We start from the raw sequence: 16911 nt of genomic DNA, 5'->3' as shown, positions 1-16911 counted from the left end.
AATATGATACTGTGAGCAACCGATTACGAGGCAGCTGACAGGCATAAGTTTAAGGAACACCATGAAAAAGATTGATGCGATTATTAAACCTTTCAAACTGGATGATGTGCGCGAAGCGCTGGCGGAAGTCGGCATCACCGGCATGACGGTAACGGAAGTGAAAGGCTTTGGTCGTCAGAAGGGCCACACGGAACTCTACCGTGGCGCGGAATACATGGTCGATTTCCTGCCGAAGGTAAAAATTGAAATCGTGGTGTCGGACGACATCGTCGAGACCTGCGTGGATACCATTATCCGCACCGCGCAGACCGGCAAAATCGGCGACGGCAAAATTTTCGTCTTTGACGTGTCGCGCGTGATCCGTATCCGTACCGGCGAAGAAGACGACGAGGCGATTTAAACGCCAGGCATTAAACCCGCAGGCGCAGCGCCGCCGGGCAAAAAAAAGCCCCTCCGAAGAGGGGCTTTTTGCATTACAGCACCTTATGCGGGCCGAAGCATTCGTAATGAATGTTCTCTTTATTCACCCCCAGCTCAACCAGCTGCGCCGCGGCATACTGCATAAACGCCACCGGGCCACAGACGTAGAACTGCATCTCCGGCGCGTGGAAGTGATCTTTATGCTGGCTTAACGCCATCAGACCTTCGCTGTCGAAGCGCGCTGCGGCGCGGTCATCGTCTGTCGGCAGGCGATACCAGGTATGCGCGGTAAAGTGCGGCAGACCGGCAGCCAGGGTTTTCACTTCATCAGAAAACGCATGCACTTCGCCATTCTCTGCGGCGTGGAACCAGTTCACCTGCGCCTGATGCTGCGATTTCGCCAGGGTATCCAGCATCGCCAGCATTGGAGTCTGACCGACACCCGCGGAGATCAGCGTCACTGGCGTATTTGCATCCACCGCCATAAAGAAATCACCCGCCGGTGCGGCCAGATGCACCACGTCACCCACGTTGGCGTTGTCATGCAGCCAGGTTGAGACCTGACCGCCTTCCTCGCGTTTCACCGCAATGCGATAGCCTTTGCCGTTTGGCTTGCGGGTCAGGGAGTACTGACGGATCTCCTGATGCGGGAAGCCTTCAGGTTTCAGCCACACGCCCAGATACTGGCCCGGCTGGTAATCGGCAACCGGCTGGCCGTCGACCGGCTCGAATTCAAAGCTGGTAATAAGCTGGCTGCGCGGCGTTTTTTCCACGATACGGAAGGCGCGGGTGCCCTCCCAGCCGCCGTTCTTACTGGCGTTCTCACTGTAGATCTGCGCTTCACGATTGATAAACACGTTGGCCAGCACGCCGTAAGCTTTGCCCCACGCGTCCAGCACCTCCTGACCCGGGCTGAACATCTCATCCAGCGTCGCCAGCAGGTGGCTGCCCACGATGTTGTACTGCTCGGGTTTGATCTGGAAGCTGGTGTGTTTCTGGGCAATTTTTTCCACCGCTGGCAGCAGCGCTGGCAGATTCTCAATGTTGCTGGCGTAGGCGGCAATGGCGTTGAATAACGCTTCGCGCTGATCGCCGTTACGCTGGTTGCTCATGTTGAAAATCTCTTTGAGCTCCGGGTTGTGCGCGAACATGCGATCGTAAAAATGAGCGGTAAGTTTTGGGCCGGTTTCAACCAGCAGGGGAATGGTGGCTTTAACGGTAGCGATGGTTTGAGCGTCTAACATAGCAGCTTCCTTCAAATGTTACTTTAATGATGTATTTTATATGCATCTTATAAAAAATAACCCTGCGTTGTAAATGGTTCTTTGCAACGTGAATTAACTGCATCACAAACCTGAAAAGAAATCCAGTTTACAGGGTGAGAGCGTTATTGCTCAAACCCTTGCGTGGCGGGTAGGTAAACGTTTGCGTAAAATCGTTTGTCAAGACCTGTTATCACTCTGCTAATCAGTTATACTGTTGCCCGTCGTCCAACTGGACCGCCTTTTTCAGGCAAAAATTTACTTGTTAGCTGAGTCAGGAGATGCGGATGTTAAAGCGTGAAATGAACATTGCCGATTATGATGCCGAACTGTGGCAGGCTATGGAGCAGGAAAAAGTACGTCAGGAAGAGCACATCGAACTGATCGCCTCCGAAAACTACACCAGCCCGCGCGTAATGCAGGCGCAGGGCTCTCAGCTGACCAACAAATACGCTGAAGGTTACCCGGGCAAGCGCTATTACGGCGGTTGCGAGTACGTGGATATCGTTGAGCAGCTGGCGATCGACCGTGCCAAAGAGCTGTTTGGCGCAGACTACGCTAACGTGCAGCCGCACTCCGGCTCTCAGGCTAACTTCGCGGTTTACACCGCGCTGCTGCAGCCGGGCGATACCGTACTGGGTATGAACCTGGCACAGGGCGGTCACCTGACTCACGGCTCCCCGGTTAACTTCTCCGGCAAACTCTACAACATCATCCCTTACGGTATTGATGAGACCGGTAAAATTGACTACGAAGACATGGCGAAGCAGGCTAAAGAGCACAAACCGAAGATGATCATCGGTGGCTTCTCTGCTTACTCCGGCGTGGTTGACTGGGCAAAAATGCGTGAAATCGCCGACAGCATCGGCGCATACCTGTTCGTCGACATGGCGCACGTGGCGGGTCTGATCGCCGCAGGCGTTTACCCGAACCCGGTTCCACACGCTCACGTGGTCACCACCACCACCCACAAAACCCTGGCGGGTCCACGCGGTGGCCTGATCCTGGCGAAGGGCGGTGACGACGATCTGTATAAAAAACTGAACTCTGCGGTATTCCCAAGCGCGCAGGGCGGCCCGCTGATGCACGTGATCGCAGCGAAAGCTGTGGCGCTGAAAGAAGCGATGGAGCCTGAGTTCAAAGTTTACCAGCAGCAGGTTGCCAAAAACGCCAAAGCGATGGTGGAAGTGTTCCTGAACCGTGGCTACAAAGTGGTCTCCGGCGGCACTGAAAACCACCTGTTCCTGCTGGATCTGGTGGATAAAAACCTGACCGGTAAAGAAGCTGACGCTGCCCTGGGCCGCGCCAACATCACCGTCAACAAAAACAGCGTACCAAACGATCCGAAGAGCCCGTTCGTGACTTCCGGTATCCGTATCGGTTCTCCGGCTGTCACTCGCCGCGGCTTTAAAGAAGCGGAAGTGAAAGAGCTGGCTGGCTGGATGTGTGACGTGCTGGACAACATCAATGACGAAGCCGTTATCGAACGCGTGAAAGCCAAAGTGCTGGATATCTGCGCGCGCTTCCCGGTTTACGCCTAATTCTGCTCCGCAGAACAAAAAGGCCGCTTATGCGGCCTTTTTTTATGGCTAACGTCGGTCGATGGAGATAGCCCCCGGCCCGGCGACCGCCAGCAGCAGAAACCCGCCGGCGATACTGATGTTCTTGAAGAAGTTAATCATGTTCGGCATCACCGCATCGCCGCTCATATCCCAGTAGTGGTGACCAATCACCGCCGTACCCAGGGTATAAAAGACAAACAGCACCGCCAGTGGACGGGTAAAAAAGCCGAGCACGATCAGAATGGCGGCGGGCACCTCCATGATCACCGCCACGATGGCCGCCAGCATTGGCATCGGGGCGCCGAGCTTCGCCATGTACTGCACCGTGCCGTCAAAACCAAACATCTTCGGCACGCCAAAAATAATAAACAGCAGGATCAGAGCGAGGCGGGCGATCAACAGGATCAGCGCCCGGGAGTGACCGAAATCGAAATAGCGTAATCTGTTCATGGCAGGCTCGATATGAGTGGGATTTATCTTAAAGCTAATACACAAAATGCCGGTCCGCCATTCAGGTTTTCTTCATAAATCAGGCATCAGGGTGATGTAAATTTTCCTGACTGCGGCAGGTTCCCGTCAGCCAGCCTCCAGCGCATCCTCCACAAACAGGTAACCAATACCGATAATCTGCTGCTGCCGGGTTAAGCCGCCAAAAGCGATCTCCGTTTGCCGGTTACGCACCGCATCCCCCTGATCGAAGGGAGTAAAGCCGATCTGGCGATTAATGGTTTGCAGCCAGCGTTCGCCGAAGGTGCAGCTGCGACCATAGAACCAGATTTGGTTGATGTTGAGCACATTGAGCAGATTGTAGAGCGTCAGCCCGATGGCGTTAGCGGCCTCGTCGGCCCAGCGCTGAATATTCACGTCACCCTGACGCCAGGCATCCAGCAGCTGCAGGCTGGTCAGGGTATCCGGGTCGAGACTCAGGGAGCCGGGTTGGGATTTCAGCCACAATCGTGCCTGTTTTTTGAGGGCCGACAGGGAGGCGACCGTCTCCAGGCAGCCGTATCGCCCGCAGGCGCAGGCCACGCCGTCGCGATCAAAAATGGTGTGGCCAATCTGCCCGCTGCCGTTGAGCGTGCCGCGATAGACCTGGCCATTAATGACGAACGAGGAGCCGATGCCGTAATCGACGTTAATCACGCAAAAATCGTCGCGGTTGGCCGGGTTTTGCCATTTTTCAGCCAGGGCTAGCATCACACAGTCGTTATCCACCATCACCGTGATGCCGAGTTTTTCTTCCAGCAGATACTTAATCTCGATCGGTTTTTTCCACGGCGCCTGGGGCATGATCTGGGACACCCCGGTGGCGGTATCCACCTGGCCGTGGATCCCGAGAGCCAGGTTAATTCGCTGCCCCGGCCAGCGTTTACGCTGCTGCTGCCACAGGCCTTCGATGGCCTGCAACAGCGCCTCTGGGGTGCGGGCGTTGACGTCGGTCCAGTTAAAATCTCCCAGGGGTGACATGCGCCCGTCGATCAGCTGGCTTTCAATGCTGGTGGGGCTGACATTCATGCAGAGTATCAGTGGACCCTCATCCGGGATCTGGTAGTGGCCGCTGTTCATCCCCCGGGTGCTGAGGTTTTCGCTGGAATGCGCCAGCTTATTGTCAGCCACCAGCTCATCCAGAATCTTACTGACGGCGGGGATCGACAGCCCGGTGTGCTGGGCCAGCTGCGATTTGCTCAGACGCTTGTAGCGCCAGATCAGCGCCATGATCGTGCGTCGGTTATGCTGTCGCACCCGCTGGTTGTTCAGACCGGCTATCTGCATTTCACTAAACTCCGTTAATAGTATTGCGTGAGCATTACGCAATCAGCGCGCTGAATTCCTCTCTACACTGCCATCTTATCGTCTTTCACTGTTATTTGTTTACTGGAGTGTGAATATGTCTGGAGCAGTTAACGTCTGGCGGGAAACCATCGCCTTACCGACATGGACCACCGGCGCAGAAGATACTAACCCGATGTTCCTGGAAAAACGCGTGTACCAGGGTTCCTCCGGCGCGGTCTATCCCTACGGCGTGACCGATACCCTGACCGGGACCCGCGAGATGCGTGATTACCAGGCGGTGTGGATGGAAAACGACTACATCCGCATCATGCTGCTGCCGGAGCTGGGCGGACGTATTCATCGCGCATATGACAAAGTTCAGGAGCGTGATTTCGTCTACTACAACGAGGTGGTGAAACCGGCGCTGGTGGGCCTGCTGGGGCCGTGGATCTCCGGCGGGATCGAGTTTAACTGGCCGCAGCACCATCGCCCGACCACCTTTATGCCGGTTGACGTGACCATCCAGCAGCAGGATGGCGGGGTGCAGACCGTCTGGCTGGGCGAGGCCGAGCCAATGCGCGGCCTGCAGGTAATGACTGGCTTTACGCTCTACCCGGATCGGGCGTTGATTGAGATCACCGGCAAAGTCTTCAACGGCAACGCCACGCCGCGCCACTTCCTGTGGTGGGCCAACCCGGCGGTGAAGGGCGGGGACGATCATCAGAGCGTCTTCCCGCCGGACGTTACGGCGGTGTTTGACCACGGCAAGCGCGCGGTCTCAGCTTTCCCGATTGCCACCGGCACCTACTATAAAGTCGACTACTCGGCGGGCGTGGACATCTCGCGCTACAAAAACGTACCGGTCCCGACCTCCTACATGGCAGAAAAATCGGCCTACGATTTTGTCGGCGCCTACCATCATGGTGAGCGGGGCGGCCTGCTGCACGTGGCCGATCACCACGTTTCTCCGGGTAAAAAGCAGTGGTCCTGGGGCCATGACGATTTTGGTCGCGCCTGGGATCGCAATCTGACCGATGAAAACGGCCCCTATATTGAGCTGATGACCGGCGTCTTCACCGATAACCAGCCTGATTTCACCTGGCTTGCGCCGTATGAAGAGAAGATCTTCGTGCAGAATTTCCTGCCCTATAGTGAGCTGGGGCAGGTGCAGAACGCCAACACCCAGTTGGCGCTTAAGCTGGAGCGGTGCGAGCAGCAGCTTCACCTCGGCCTGTACGCCATCGCCCCGCTTCAGGGCGTGCGCCTCGAACTGACCGCAGAGGGCAAGCCGGTGTGGGAAACACAGCTGACTCTGATGCCGGGTGAAAGCTGGCTGCAGGCGCTGGCGGACGAGTGGCCGCAGCGCTTAACCCTGACCATAAAAGAGGCCTCGGGCCGCACGCTGCTGCATTACCAGGAGCATATCGCCGAGGAAACCCCGCTGCCGGACCCGGCCACCGCACCCGCCATGCCGGAAAACATCAGCAACAGCGATGAACTCTATTTTATTGGTCAGCATCTGGAGCAGTACAACCACGCCAGCCGCTATGCGGAAGATTACTACCGCCGTGCGCTGGAGCTGGATGCCCACGACTATCGCAACAACGTCGCGCTGGGCACCCTGGCGCTGAACCGCGCCGACTGGGGGCTGGCGCAGCGCTGTGCCGAAGCCGCCCTGGTGCGTGCGCATAAGTTAAATAAGAACCCGCGGGATGGTGAAGCCAGCCAGCTGCTGGCGACGGCGCTGGAGCGGCAGGGGGACGACGATGCCGCCTGGGATCACTACTACAAAGCCTCCTGGAGCGGAAACTGCCGCGATGCCGCGTTCTGGTCGCTGGCGCGGCTGTCGATGAAGCGCGGGAATTACGCTGACGCGCTGGAAAAAGTCGACATCAGCCTCGGGATCAATGCCAGCAACAATCTGGCGATGGGGCTCAAAGCGCTGGCCCTGGCTCAGGTTGAGGGCGAACGCACCGCGCAGGACTACATTGACGGCTGCCTGCAAACCCATCCTCTGAGCTACACCCTGCACTATGCCCATTGGGCGATCGCCCGGGACGAGGCTTCACGTGACAAGCTGCTGCAGGTGACGGGTCGTCGTGGGGCCAACGCCTGCGTGCTGGCGGGCTGGTTAACCGCGATGGGGATGCAAGACGCCGCGCGCGAGATGCTGGATCTGCTCGACAGCCAGGAGACCTTGCCTCAGCTCTGGCGGGCCGCGTTAAGCGATGAGCCTGCCACGCGTGCCCATTACATTGCCGCCGCGCGCCGCTGTGAGCCCAACCGGGTGCGTTTCCCGAACGCGCTGGATGAAGTGCAGATGCTGCAGCGCCTGCAGGATGATCCGTTCGCCCGCTATCTGCTGGGCTGCTTCTGGTACAGCAAACGTCGATATGACGATGCGGTGCGGTGCTGGCAAACCACCCTGGAACAGGAGCCGCAGTTTGCACCGGCGCACCGCCTGCTGGGGATCTACGCCTGGAACAAAGCGCACAACCTGGCGCTGGCGGAGCAGCATCTGCAACGCGCCGTGCAGCTGGAACCTGACAACCCGCGTTTCCTGTTTGAACTGGATTATCTCAATAAGCTCACCGGCCAGCCGGTGGCGAACCGCCTCGCCATGCTTACCGGGCGGGAAAATGTGGTCCTCAAACGCGATGACCTGACCGCCGAACTGTTAAGTCTGTGGAACGGTTCCGGGCGCTACGACGCTGCGGCGCAGGTGCTTCAGGCGCGTCAGTTCCATCCGTGGGAAGGCGGGGAAGGCAAGGTGACCGGGCAGTATCTGCTCAACCAGCAGCACCGCGCCTTGCAGCACATTGCCCGCGGCGAGTTCCGCGAGGCGATTAACCTGCTGCAGGCGGCCCTGCGCTATCCGCACAACCTCGGGGAGGGGCGTCTGCCCGGGCAAACCGATAACGATATCTGGTATCTGTTGGGCTACTGCCACGCCCGTGGCGATGAGCAGGCCGAGGCGCAGCGCTGCTTTACCCGGGCGGCACAGGGGGGCTCAACCCTGGAGGCCGGGCGCTACTACAACGATCAGCCGGCGGATTACCTGTTCTGGCAGGGGATGGCCCTGCGGCAGCTGGGGGACAGCGCGGCGGCGGAGCGTCACTTCCAGGGGTTCCTGGCCTGGGTGCAGGCGCATCGCGACGACGTGCCGAAGGCCGATTTCTTTGCAGTCTCACTGCCGGATCTGGTGGTGCTGGATACGCCAGCCGGGCAGCAACATCAGCAGCACTGCCTGTTCATTGAGGCGCTGGGTCATGCCGGACTGGGTGACAGCGCAGCCTGCAAACGCCAGCTGGCGGCCTTGCTGGCACTTAACCCGGCTCATGACAAAGCGCATCTGATTCAGCATGCGCAGGCAGCCGGTATTTTCCATTAACTGACTCTGCAGGTGGGGAAACCCACCTGTTAACCCTCTGTACCCTGCGTTTCCCTTAAAGAGGAATCAACATGAATAACAGTGCGCAGACACAACTGAAAATGGGCTACGTCTGGACAATCTGTCTGGTCGCCGCCTGCGGTGGATTGCTGTTTGGCTACGACTGGGTGGTAATTGGCGGGGCAAAACCCTTCTATGAAGCCTGGTTCTCGATTACCGACCCGGCGCAGTCCGGCTGGGCGATGAGTTCCGCCCTGGTGGGCTGTATTTTCGGGGCTTTAATCTCTGGATGGTGCGCCGATAAATTTGGCCGTAAGTGGCCGCTGATCATCTCGGCGGTGCTGTTCAGCGCCTCGGCGTGGGGCACGGCGGTGGCGAGCAGCTTTGACATGTTCGTGGTCTATCGCATCGTCGGCGGGGTGGGGATTGGCCTCGCCTCCGCCCTTAGCCCGCTCTACATCGCCGAGGTCAGCCCGGCGGATAAGCGCGGTCGCTTCGTGGCCATTAACCAGCTCACCATCGTGGTGGGGGTGCTGGCGGCGCAGCTGATTAACCTGATGATTGCCGAGCCGGTGGCACCTGGCGCCACCCAGGAGGCTATCGTCCAGAGCTGGAACGGGCAAACCGGCTGGCGCTGGATGTTCGGTGCCGAGCTGGTGCCGGCCCTGGCGTTCCTGGTCCTGATGTTCTTTGTCCCGGAATCCCCGCGCTGGCTGATGAAGGCCGGCAAGCCGGAACGCGCCCGCGCCATGCTGGAGCGTATTGGCACCCCGGAGTACGCCAGCCAGACCTTAAAAGAGATCGCCCACACCCTGGAAAAAGATACCCAGAAAGTGGCGTTCTCCACGCTGCTGCAGCCCCAGGTCAAACCGATCGTCATTATTGGCATGGTGCTGGCGATGTTCCAGCAGTGGTGCGGGATCAACGTCATCTTCAACTATGCCCAGGAGATCTTCGCCTCGGCCGGGTTTGATATCAACGACACCCTGAAGTCGATTGTGGCGACCGGCATCATCAACCTGGTCTTTACCCTCGCCGCGCTGCCGCTGGTGGATAAAATTGGCCGTCGCAAGCTGATGCTGTTGGGCGCCTCGGGCTTAACCATTATTTATGTGCTGATTGCCAGCGCCTATGCGATGAACATCATGGGCTGGCCGGTTCTGCTGCTGGTGCTGGCGGCGATTGCCATCTACGCCCTGACGCTGGCCCCGGTGACCTGGGTGCTGTTGTCGGAGATCTTCCCCAACCGCGTCCGCGGCCTGGCAATGTCGATGGGGACCCTGGCGCTGTGGATCGCCTGCTTCCTGCTGACCTACACCTTCCCGCTGCTCAATGCCGGGCTGGGTGCGGCGGGCAGCTTCCTGCTCTACGGAGCGATCTGCGCCGCCGGGTATCTCTACATTCTGCGTAAAGTCCCGGAAACCAAAGGCGTGACCCTGGAGGCGCTGGAGGAGCAGCTGGAGAAACAGCACAGCAAAGTGGCCGCAACGGCGGATGCCGGGCGCGTACATTGATGGACCTGCTGTTGATAGAAAACGCGCATCTGCGGATGCGTGTTAACCCGCAGGGCGGCGGGTTGCAGGAACTCTTCTCCCTCACCCACGGGCAGCCCGTGCTGTGGGATGAGGGCGACAGCGCGCTGTTTCCGATGGTGCCGCTGGCCAACCGGGTGGCGGGTAATCGCTTTGCCTTTCAGGGGCGGGATATTACCCTGCCGCAAAGCCCGGTGGACGAGCGCTTCTTTTTGCACGGCGATGGCTGGCTGTCTCCCTGGCAGGTGGCCTCGCTCACCGATACGGAGTGTGTTCTGACGCTGCGCCGCCAGCATGACTGCGGCTTCGATTATCAGGCGGTGCTGCGCTATCAGTTGCGTGAGCACGTTCTGCGGGCGGAGCTGATGCTCACCCATCTCGGCCCGCAGCCGATGCTGTACGGTCTGGGCTTTCATCCGTGGTTTTACGTTGACGAACGCAGCCGCCTGCAGTTTTCCGCCAGCGGCTACTGGCCGGAAGGGGAGCACCATTTACCGCTGGCGTGGCAGGGAGATATCCCGCCGGAGATCGATTTCAGTACCGCCCGGCAGGGGAGCGATGGCTGGCTGAATGTCGGCTACTCCGGCTGGAACGGCGTGGCAACGATCCTGCGTGATGTGATGAATATCACAATTACCGCGCAAACTCCGTGGCTGATGCTGTTCAGAATGTCGGGTAAATCATTCCTGTGCCTCGAACCGCAGAGCCATCCGGTCAACGCTCACCATATGGCCGGGCAGCCTGGGCTGGTGGTCTTAGGCCCGGGCGACAGCACCCGTTTTGCGATGGAGATTGCCGTCGAAAGCGCCGCCTGAGCCTGTTAATCAGCTGTTAATACCCGCTTGCGCCAGCCTGTTTTTACCGTCAGACTATCGCCTCCAAAACGGGAGGGATTCATGGTTTTGCATTCCACGCGCTGGCTGGCGCTCAGCTACTTCACCTACTTTTTTAGCTACGGTATTTTTCTGCCTTTCTGGAGCGTCTGGCTCAAAGGGATTGGCCTCACGCCGGAGATGATTGGCGTTCTGCTTGGCTCGGGCCTGGTGGCGCGTTTTCTCGGCAGCCTGCTTATTGCCCCGCGCGTCAGCGATCCCTCCCTGTTAATCAAAGCCGTGCGCGTACTGGCGCTGCTCACCCTGGTGTTTATGGCCGGCTTCTGGGTGAGCCAGCAGTTTGCCTGGCTGGTGGTAGTGATGGTGGGCTTTAACCTCTTCTTCTCGCCGCTGGTGCCGCTGACCGATGCGCTGGCCAATACCTGGCAGAAGCAGATCACCATGGACTATGGCCGGGTGCGGCTGTGGGGCTCTATCGCCTTTGTGATTGGCTCGGCGCTGGTGGGCAAGCTGGTCAGCCTGTATGACTATCAGGCCATTCTGGCCCTGCTGAGCGTCGGAATTGCCTCGATGCTGCTTGGGATGCTGCTGCGCCCATCGGTAATGCCGCAGGGCGAAAGCCGTCAGCAGGAGAGCGCCGGCTGGCCGGCATGGCGCTCGCTGGTGGCCCAGAGCTGGCGCTTCCTCGCCTGCGTCTGCCTGCTGCAGGGGGCGCATGCCGCTTACTATGGCTTCAGCGCGATTTACTGGCAGGGAGCCGGGTATTCGGCCTCGGCCGTCGGCTACCTCTGGTCGCTGGGCGTGGTGGCGGAAGTGATCATTTTTGCCCTCAGCAACCGGCTGTTCCGCCGCTTTGGTGCCCGGGAGCTGCTCCTGCTCTCTGCCGTCTGCGGCGTTGTTCGCTGGGGGATCATGGGCTGGACTACCGAGCTGCCGTGGCTGATTGTCGCGCAGATCCTGCACTGCGGCACCTTTACGGTGTGCCATCTGGCGGCGATGCGTTATATCTCGGCCCGCGAAGGCAGCGATGTGATCCGCCTGCAGGCGGTCTACTCGGCGGTGGCGATGGGAGGCAGTATTGCGATCATGACCGTCTTCGCCGGCTTCCTGTACCAGCATCTCGGTCATGGGGTGTTCTGGGTGATGGCGCTGGTGGCGCTCCCCGCGATCCTGCTGCGTCCGCGGGTGGCAGCGCGCTAAGATTCCAGCATGGCGCGAATATGTTCCTGCTGCTGCGCATTCAACGCCTCGACGGCGTGGATGAGGGGCGGCGAGAACAGCGGCAGGGCGGTGGTGTAGGGCGTGACCACCAGGGCGGCCTCGCGCGGGGCGCCCTCCTTCTGAAAGGCCTGTAGCGTCACATAGCGAATGTTCAGCGGCAGCAGGGTTAACTCCCGCAGCTGCTGCTCAATCAGCTCCTCGCAGGCTTTATCCTCCCCGGTCAATAACACCACCTGTTTTTCATGCAGATCGCTCTCCTGCATCAGCCAGGCGCCAAAGATCACCGCCACCAGGCTCGACTCCTCCTCGGAGAAGCGCAGGCCAAACTCCGACTCGAGCTCGAACAGCACCTCCCGGGTGGTACGCATCAGGCGCGGGTAGAGGCGGTGGATCTCCTCGGGGAGGCTGTTGTCGATACCGATGCCAAACAGCGAGCGGTCCAGCGCCTGGGAAATATGCACATAAAGCTGATCGGTCAGCCCCTTCTCGTCGCTGAACTGCATGCCGGTTTGCCCATGAAAGCGGGCGATCATGCGGGTGATGGTGCGGCGCAGCCGGTCATCTTCCTGGTGCGCATCGCGAAGGGGATCCGGCGTGCGGAGCATCATAAACAGCAGCGCCAGGAAAGGTTGCTCATCGGCGTGGGGCACCAGCGCCACGCGGCGCTGCCAGTGGCGCACAATCTCCTGCGCCATCAGATATTCGTTACGTGACTGGGTCCAGTTGCGCTGGATCACTGAAAATTCCGGGCTCTGGCCCAGATGGTGCTGAAGCAGGCAGTACTGCAGATAGAGCTGCAAAAACTGCGTGTCCCGGGATTCAAACTGACGCTGCAGGCGGCGGGAGCAAAAATTAATCAGCGCCCGCAGATTGGTATCGTCATATAAAGTGCGGGCGATGCCGAGCTGCTTTAGCGCGATTTTCAGAGATGGGGTAAACTGCTGCGCGACGAAGTGGGGGCAGAGGCGTAACGCCCGGCGCAACCAGTGCAGCAGGCATAAACGTTGGTTCAGGTGGCTACCTTCAAGCAGGTAGCAGCCATCATGCTGTGTCGCAATGTCGAGCTGGTGATAGCGCTGGATCTCCATGCGCATCTCGTCGATATCCTGCCGGCAGAGGGCATCATCGACACCATTGATTTCACCGATGCGTTGCAGGTTGGCACGGAATCCTGGCACATAGAGCATCAACAGAACCTGGCAGCGGCGCTGCGAACTGGAAAGTGCAGATGGCATTTCGAGAGTCGTCATCATCTGTCGGGTTCCAGTGAGTGTGTTTGATAAGAATAGCTAAAGGATCTATGCCATAGCACAGGTTGCCGGGCTTTCCTTCAGGAATGCGGGTGAACATCACAGAATTTTTGACGTGAGGAAGAGATGCAAACAGTGAAACGCAGCGCAACGACGCTTTTTTTGGCGGTTTTGTCTTTTGCCGCCGCCGCGCACCCTCACAGCTTTATCACCCTGAAAACTCAGATCATGGTGAAAGACGACCAGCTTACCGGGCTGAAGATGCGCTGGGTGATGGATGAGCTGACCTCCGCCGATCTGCTTTATGATGCCGGAAACGCAAAGCCGGGGGATGAGATCTGGAAGAAGCTGGCGGCAGAGGTGATGGCCAACGTGCTCGGTCAGCACTATTTTACCGAGTTTTGGCACAACGGGGAGAAGGTGAAATTCCTCAACCGGCCCACCCAGTACGGTATGACCCGCGTTGATCATCAGGCGGTGCTGACCTTTATCCTGCCGCTGGCGGAGCCGCAGCCGCTGGCCGGGCAGAAATATACCTTTTCCACCTTCGATCCCTCCTACTACGTGGACATGAGCTACGCCGAGGATGACGATGTGTCGCTGCCCGCTGAGCTGCAAAAAAGCTGCGCCCTCACCATCGATACCCCGGAGCCCAGCGATGAGACGCTGAGTTTTGCCAGCTCGCTGGATAAAGACGATGCGCCTCCGGAAGATATGGATCTCGGCAAACAGTTTGCCCAGACGGTGACCTTACAATGTCAATAGTTCGTGCGCGCCGCGTCGCGGATCTCTGGCCGCTGGCGCTGTTTCTGCTGGTGGCGGTGTCAGGGGCCATCTGGCTGTGGCAGGCATGGCCGCAGGTAATGCGTCAGAGCATTCTCTGGCAGCGGGACGTCAATCAGCAGATGAGCGGCTTGCTGAAGGCGGTGGCCGAAAATCCGACGGCGGCGGGCGGGTCGCTGCTGGTATTCAGCTTTTTATATGGCGTGCTGCATGCCCTGGGGCCAGGCCACGGCAAAATCGTGATCACCACCTGGCTTGCCACCCATCCCTCAAAACTGAAATCGAGCATCGGCTTAACCCTGGCCTCCTCTCTATTACAGGGAGTGGTGGCGATTGCCCTGGTGGTGGGGGTATTGACCCTGCTGCAGCTCCCGGCGCGGGATCTGCACATGAGCAGCTTCTGGCTCGAGAAGGGAAGCTATGCCCTGGTGGGCGTGCTGGGGTTAATGCTCTGCTGGCGGGCGCTAAAAAAACTGCGGGCGTTGCTGCGTAAACCGACCTTTAAAGCCTTTACCCCGCATCACGTTCACGACGCCAACTGCGGCTGCGGCCATCAGCATCTGCCGAGCCCGACCCAGATCCAGCGCGCTGACGACTGGCGGGCGCGGATGATGATTATTCTGTCGATGGGGATGCGACCCTGTTCAGGGGCGATCATGGTGCTGCTGTTCAGTAAGGTGATCGGGGTGTTCAGCTGGGGCGTGGCCTCGGCGCTGGCCATGGCGGCGGGAACGGGGCTCACTATCTCTTCACTGGCGCTGCTGGTGCACGGTTTTCGTCAGCTGGCGGTCAGGCTTAGCGGTAATAAAGCGCCGGTACTGTGGCGACAGATCGGGTGGACAACGCTGGCATTAGCCGGTGGGGTGGTGTTGCTGGTGGCGGCGGTGATGATGTGGATCAGTGCAGTGCCGGTGGGCAGGGGGATGCGACCGTTTTAGCAATATTGCCCGGTAAGCGAAGCGCCACCGGGCAATATTCACAGAATTAACGCTTCAGCGCTTCACTCAGTTCGTCACGCATGTTCGCCAGCATGGATTTCACCACACGTGGGTTACCTGCAACGATGTTGCCAGACAGCATGTAGTTGTGGCCGCCGGTGAAATCACACACCAGAGCACCTGCTTCGCGAGCAATCAGTTCGCCAGCAGCGAAGTCCCATGGCTTCAGGCCAATCTCAAAGTAACCGTCCACGCGGCCAGCGGCAACGTAGGCCAGATCCAGCGCAGCAGAACCGGAGCGACGGAAGTCAGCGCACTCGGTGAACAGTTTGCCCAGGATTTTCATGTACGCAGGTGCGTGCTGTTTAGCTTTGAACGGGAAACCGGTCGCCAGGATGGTGCCGTCGAGATCGCGAGCGTTAGTGCCGCGCAGACGGTAACCGTTCAGCTGTGCGCCCTGACCACGGGTAGCGGTGAACAGTTCGTTACGCATTGGATCGTAAACCACTGCCACTTCAGTACGGCCTTTGATGCGTACGGCGATAGAGACAGAGAAGTGTGGCAGACGTTTAACGAAGTTGGTGGTGCCATCCAGTGGATCAATAACCCATTGAACATCCTGATCTTCGCCCACGTGCTCACCGCTTTCTTCGGTGATGATGGTGTGTTGCGGGTAAGATTTGCGAATGGTTTCGATAATCATCGCTTCTGCGGCTTTATCGACGTTAGTCACAAAGTCATTGCTGCCTTTCTGGCTGGTTTCTACGGAATCTGGAGTTTCGTAGTGTTTGGCAATTACATTACCCGCCTTGCGCGCTGCGCGCACGGCGATGGTCAACATAGGATGTTGCATCGGTTACTCTCACTGGATGTTAAAGAACGGGGGATACGAAAACGGCGCAGAGTATAGCAGCGGGATCGGATTATGTCTTCCGTTTATGGTAGCATGGGCGAATATTCTTCAGACACTGAATTCAAACGTAAAAAAATTATGCTGCAAAATATCCGAATCGTACTGGTCGAAACCTCACATACCGGCAATATGGGCTCGGTGGCCCGCGCGATGAAAACCATGGGCTTAACCAATCTCTGGCTGGTTAACCCGCTGGTCAAACCCGACTCACAGGCTATCGCGCTCGCCGCGGGCGCCAGCGACGTCATTGGCAATGCGCAGATCGTTGATACCCTGGATGAAGCCTTAGCGGGTTGCAGCCTGGTGGTTGGCACCAGCGCGCGTTCGCGCACTCTGCCGTGGCCGATGCTCGATCCGCGTGAATGTGGGTTGAAAAGCGTTTCCGAAGGTCAGCATGCGCCAGTGGCGCTGGTGTTTGGCCGTGAGCGCGTGGGGCTGACCAACGATGAGCTGCAGAAGTGCCATTATCACGTCGCCATTGCCGCTAACCCGGAATACAGCTCGCTGAACCTGGCGATGGCCGTGCAGGTTATTGCCTATGAAGTGCGGATGGCATGGCTGGCAACCCAGGAGAAAGAGTCCTACGCTGCGCCAGAAGAGACCCCGTATCCGCTGGTGGATGACCTGGAGCGTTTCTATGGTCATCTGGAGCAGACCCTTCTCAGCACCGGCTTTATCCGCGCCGGGCATCCGGGACAGGTGATGAACCGCCTCCGCCGTCTCTTTACTCGTGCGCGTCCGGAAAGCCAGGAGCTGAACATCCTGCGCGGTATTCTGGCGTCGATTGAGCAGAAGAATAAAGAGTAATGCGGTGGTGCCGGGTGGCGCTGCGCTTACCCGGCCTACAGGACCGTAGGCCCGTGCAAGCGAAGCGCCGCCGGGCAAAAACTGATGAGCGCACAGAAGGTTAAATACCTGACTAAAACAGTCAAGTAAATAGTTGACCAATTTAGTCGGGAATGTCAGACTTGGCCCTGCTATGCAATACCCCCACTTTACAATAAAAACCCCGGGCAGGGGCGAGTTTGAGGTT

At 58.7% G+C, this 16911-nt stretch carries 14 protein-coding genes; 9 read left to right on the top strand and 5 right to left on the bottom strand.

Annotated features, from left to right (window positions below; all coding sequences use genetic code 11):
• Positions 1 to 61: 61 nt before the first annotated feature.
• Positions 62 to 400 (top strand): nitrogen regulatory protein P-II, encoded by a 339-nt coding sequence (glnB, locus tag G7090_RS17315; protein WP_106994577.1) that lies wholly within the window; start codon positions 62 to 64, stop codon positions 398 to 400.
• Between the two features lie 73 nt (positions 401 to 473).
• Here the strand turns inward: glnB and hmpA are convergent, their stop codons facing one another.
• A complete protein-coding gene (gene hmpA, locus G7090_RS17310) occupies positions 474 to 1664 on the bottom strand; it encodes an NO-inducible flavohemoprotein (RefSeq protein WP_166183380.1) in 1191 nt (396 codons plus the stop codon).
• A gap of 305 nt (positions 1665 to 1969) precedes the next feature.
• On the opposite strand from hmpA, the gene glyA reads away from it, so the two are divergent.
• Positions 1970 to 3223 carry a serine hydroxymethyltransferase gene (gene glyA, locus G7090_RS17305; protein WP_166183378.1) on the top strand — a complete coding sequence of 418 codons (1254 nt, stop codon included), beginning with the start codon at positions 1970 to 1972 and terminating at the stop codon, positions 3221 to 3223.
• 48 nt (positions 3224 to 3271) lie between these two features.
• Here glyA and G7090_RS17300 read toward each other — a convergent pair whose 3' ends face one another.
• Entirely contained in the window at positions 3272 to 3694 is a 423-nt protein-coding gene (locus tag G7090_RS17300) for a DoxX family protein (RefSeq protein WP_106994580.1), read from the bottom strand.
• A 126-nt stretch (positions 3695 to 3820) separates the two neighbouring features.
• Entirely contained in the window at positions 3821 to 5017 is a 1197-nt protein-coding gene (locus tag G7090_RS17295; RefSeq protein ID WP_166183377.1) for an ROK family transcriptional regulator, read from the bottom strand.
• A 115-nt stretch (positions 5018 to 5132) separates the two neighbouring features.
• On the opposite strand from G7090_RS17295, the gene G7090_RS17290 reads away from it, so the two are divergent.
• The 4 genes from G7090_RS17290 to G7090_RS17275 all read left to right on the top strand — a co-directional run bounded on the left by G7090_RS17290 (position 5133) and on the right by G7090_RS17275 (position 11973).
• The gene (locus G7090_RS17290) at positions 5133 to 8408 is read left to right on the top strand and encodes a DUF5107 domain-containing protein (protein WP_166183375.1); all 3276 of its coding nucleotides are present in this window, start codon (positions 5133 to 5135) and stop codon (positions 8406 to 8408) included.
• A gap of 71 nt (positions 8409 to 8479) precedes the next feature.
• A complete protein-coding gene (locus G7090_RS17285; protein WP_166183374.1) occupies positions 8480 to 9922 on the top strand; it encodes a sugar porter family MFS transporter in 1443 nt (480 codons plus the stop codon).
• Positions 9919 to 10755, top strand: a complete 837-nt coding sequence (locus G7090_RS17280) for an aldose 1-epimerase (RefSeq protein WP_166183371.1) — start codon at positions 9919 to 9921, stop codon at positions 10753 to 10755. The genes G7090_RS17285 and G7090_RS17280 overlap by 4 nt, the downstream gene beginning before the upstream one ends.
• 81 nt (positions 10756 to 10836) lie before the next feature.
• A complete protein-coding gene (locus G7090_RS17275) occupies positions 10837 to 11973 on the top strand; it encodes a 3-phenylpropionate MFS transporter (RefSeq protein WP_106994585.1) in 1137 nt (378 codons plus the stop codon).
• On the opposite strand, the gene csiE is transcribed toward G7090_RS17275, so the two are convergent.
• Entirely contained in the window at positions 11970 to 13247 is a 1278-nt protein-coding gene (gene csiE / locus G7090_RS17270; RefSeq protein ID WP_166183369.1) for a stationary phase inducible protein CsiE, read from the bottom strand. The two genes, G7090_RS17275 and csiE, sit on opposite strands and share 4 nt — an antisense overlap.
• 123 nt (positions 13248 to 13370) lie before the next feature.
• Between csiE and G7090_RS17265 the strand changes: the two genes are divergently transcribed.
• Together G7090_RS17265 and G7090_RS17260 are read left to right on the top strand one after the other, a co-directional pair.
• Complete coding sequence (locus tag G7090_RS17265; protein ID WP_166183367.1) at positions 13371 to 14009, top strand: DUF1007 family protein; 639 nt, start codon at positions 13371 to 13373, stop codon at positions 14007 to 14009.
• Positions 14000 to 14965, top strand: a complete 966-nt coding sequence (locus G7090_RS17260) for a nickel/cobalt transporter (RefSeq protein ID WP_166183365.1) — start codon at positions 14000 to 14002, stop codon at positions 14963 to 14965. Before G7090_RS17265 ends, G7090_RS17260 begins: the two co-directional genes overlap by 10 nt.
• 46 nt (positions 14966 to 15011) lie before the next feature.
• Here G7090_RS17260 and suhB read toward each other — a convergent pair whose 3' ends face one another.
• Complete coding sequence (suhB, locus tag G7090_RS17255) at positions 15012 to 15818, bottom strand: inositol-1-monophosphatase (RefSeq protein WP_207630082.1); 807 nt, start codon at positions 15816 to 15818, stop codon at positions 15012 to 15014.
• Between the two features lie 138 nt (positions 15819 to 15956).
• On the opposite strand from suhB, the gene trmJ reads away from it, so the two are divergent.
• Positions 15957 to 16685: a tRNA (cytosine(32)/uridine(32)-2'-O)-methyltransferase TrmJ gene (trmJ, locus tag G7090_RS17250; RefSeq protein ID WP_166185419.1), complete on the top strand. Its 729-nt coding sequence runs from the start codon at positions 15957 to 15959 to the stop codon at positions 16683 to 16685.
• Positions 16686 to 16911: the final 226 nt, after the last annotated feature.

This window comes from Leclercia sp. 29361, assembly GCF_011290365.1.
GTDB lineage: Bacteria > Pseudomonadota > Gammaproteobacteria > Enterobacterales > Enterobacteriaceae > Enterobacter > Enterobacter tamurae.
The sequence above is the reverse complement of the archived record's forward strand: the minus strand, read 5'-3'. Positions and strand labels throughout refer to the sequence as shown.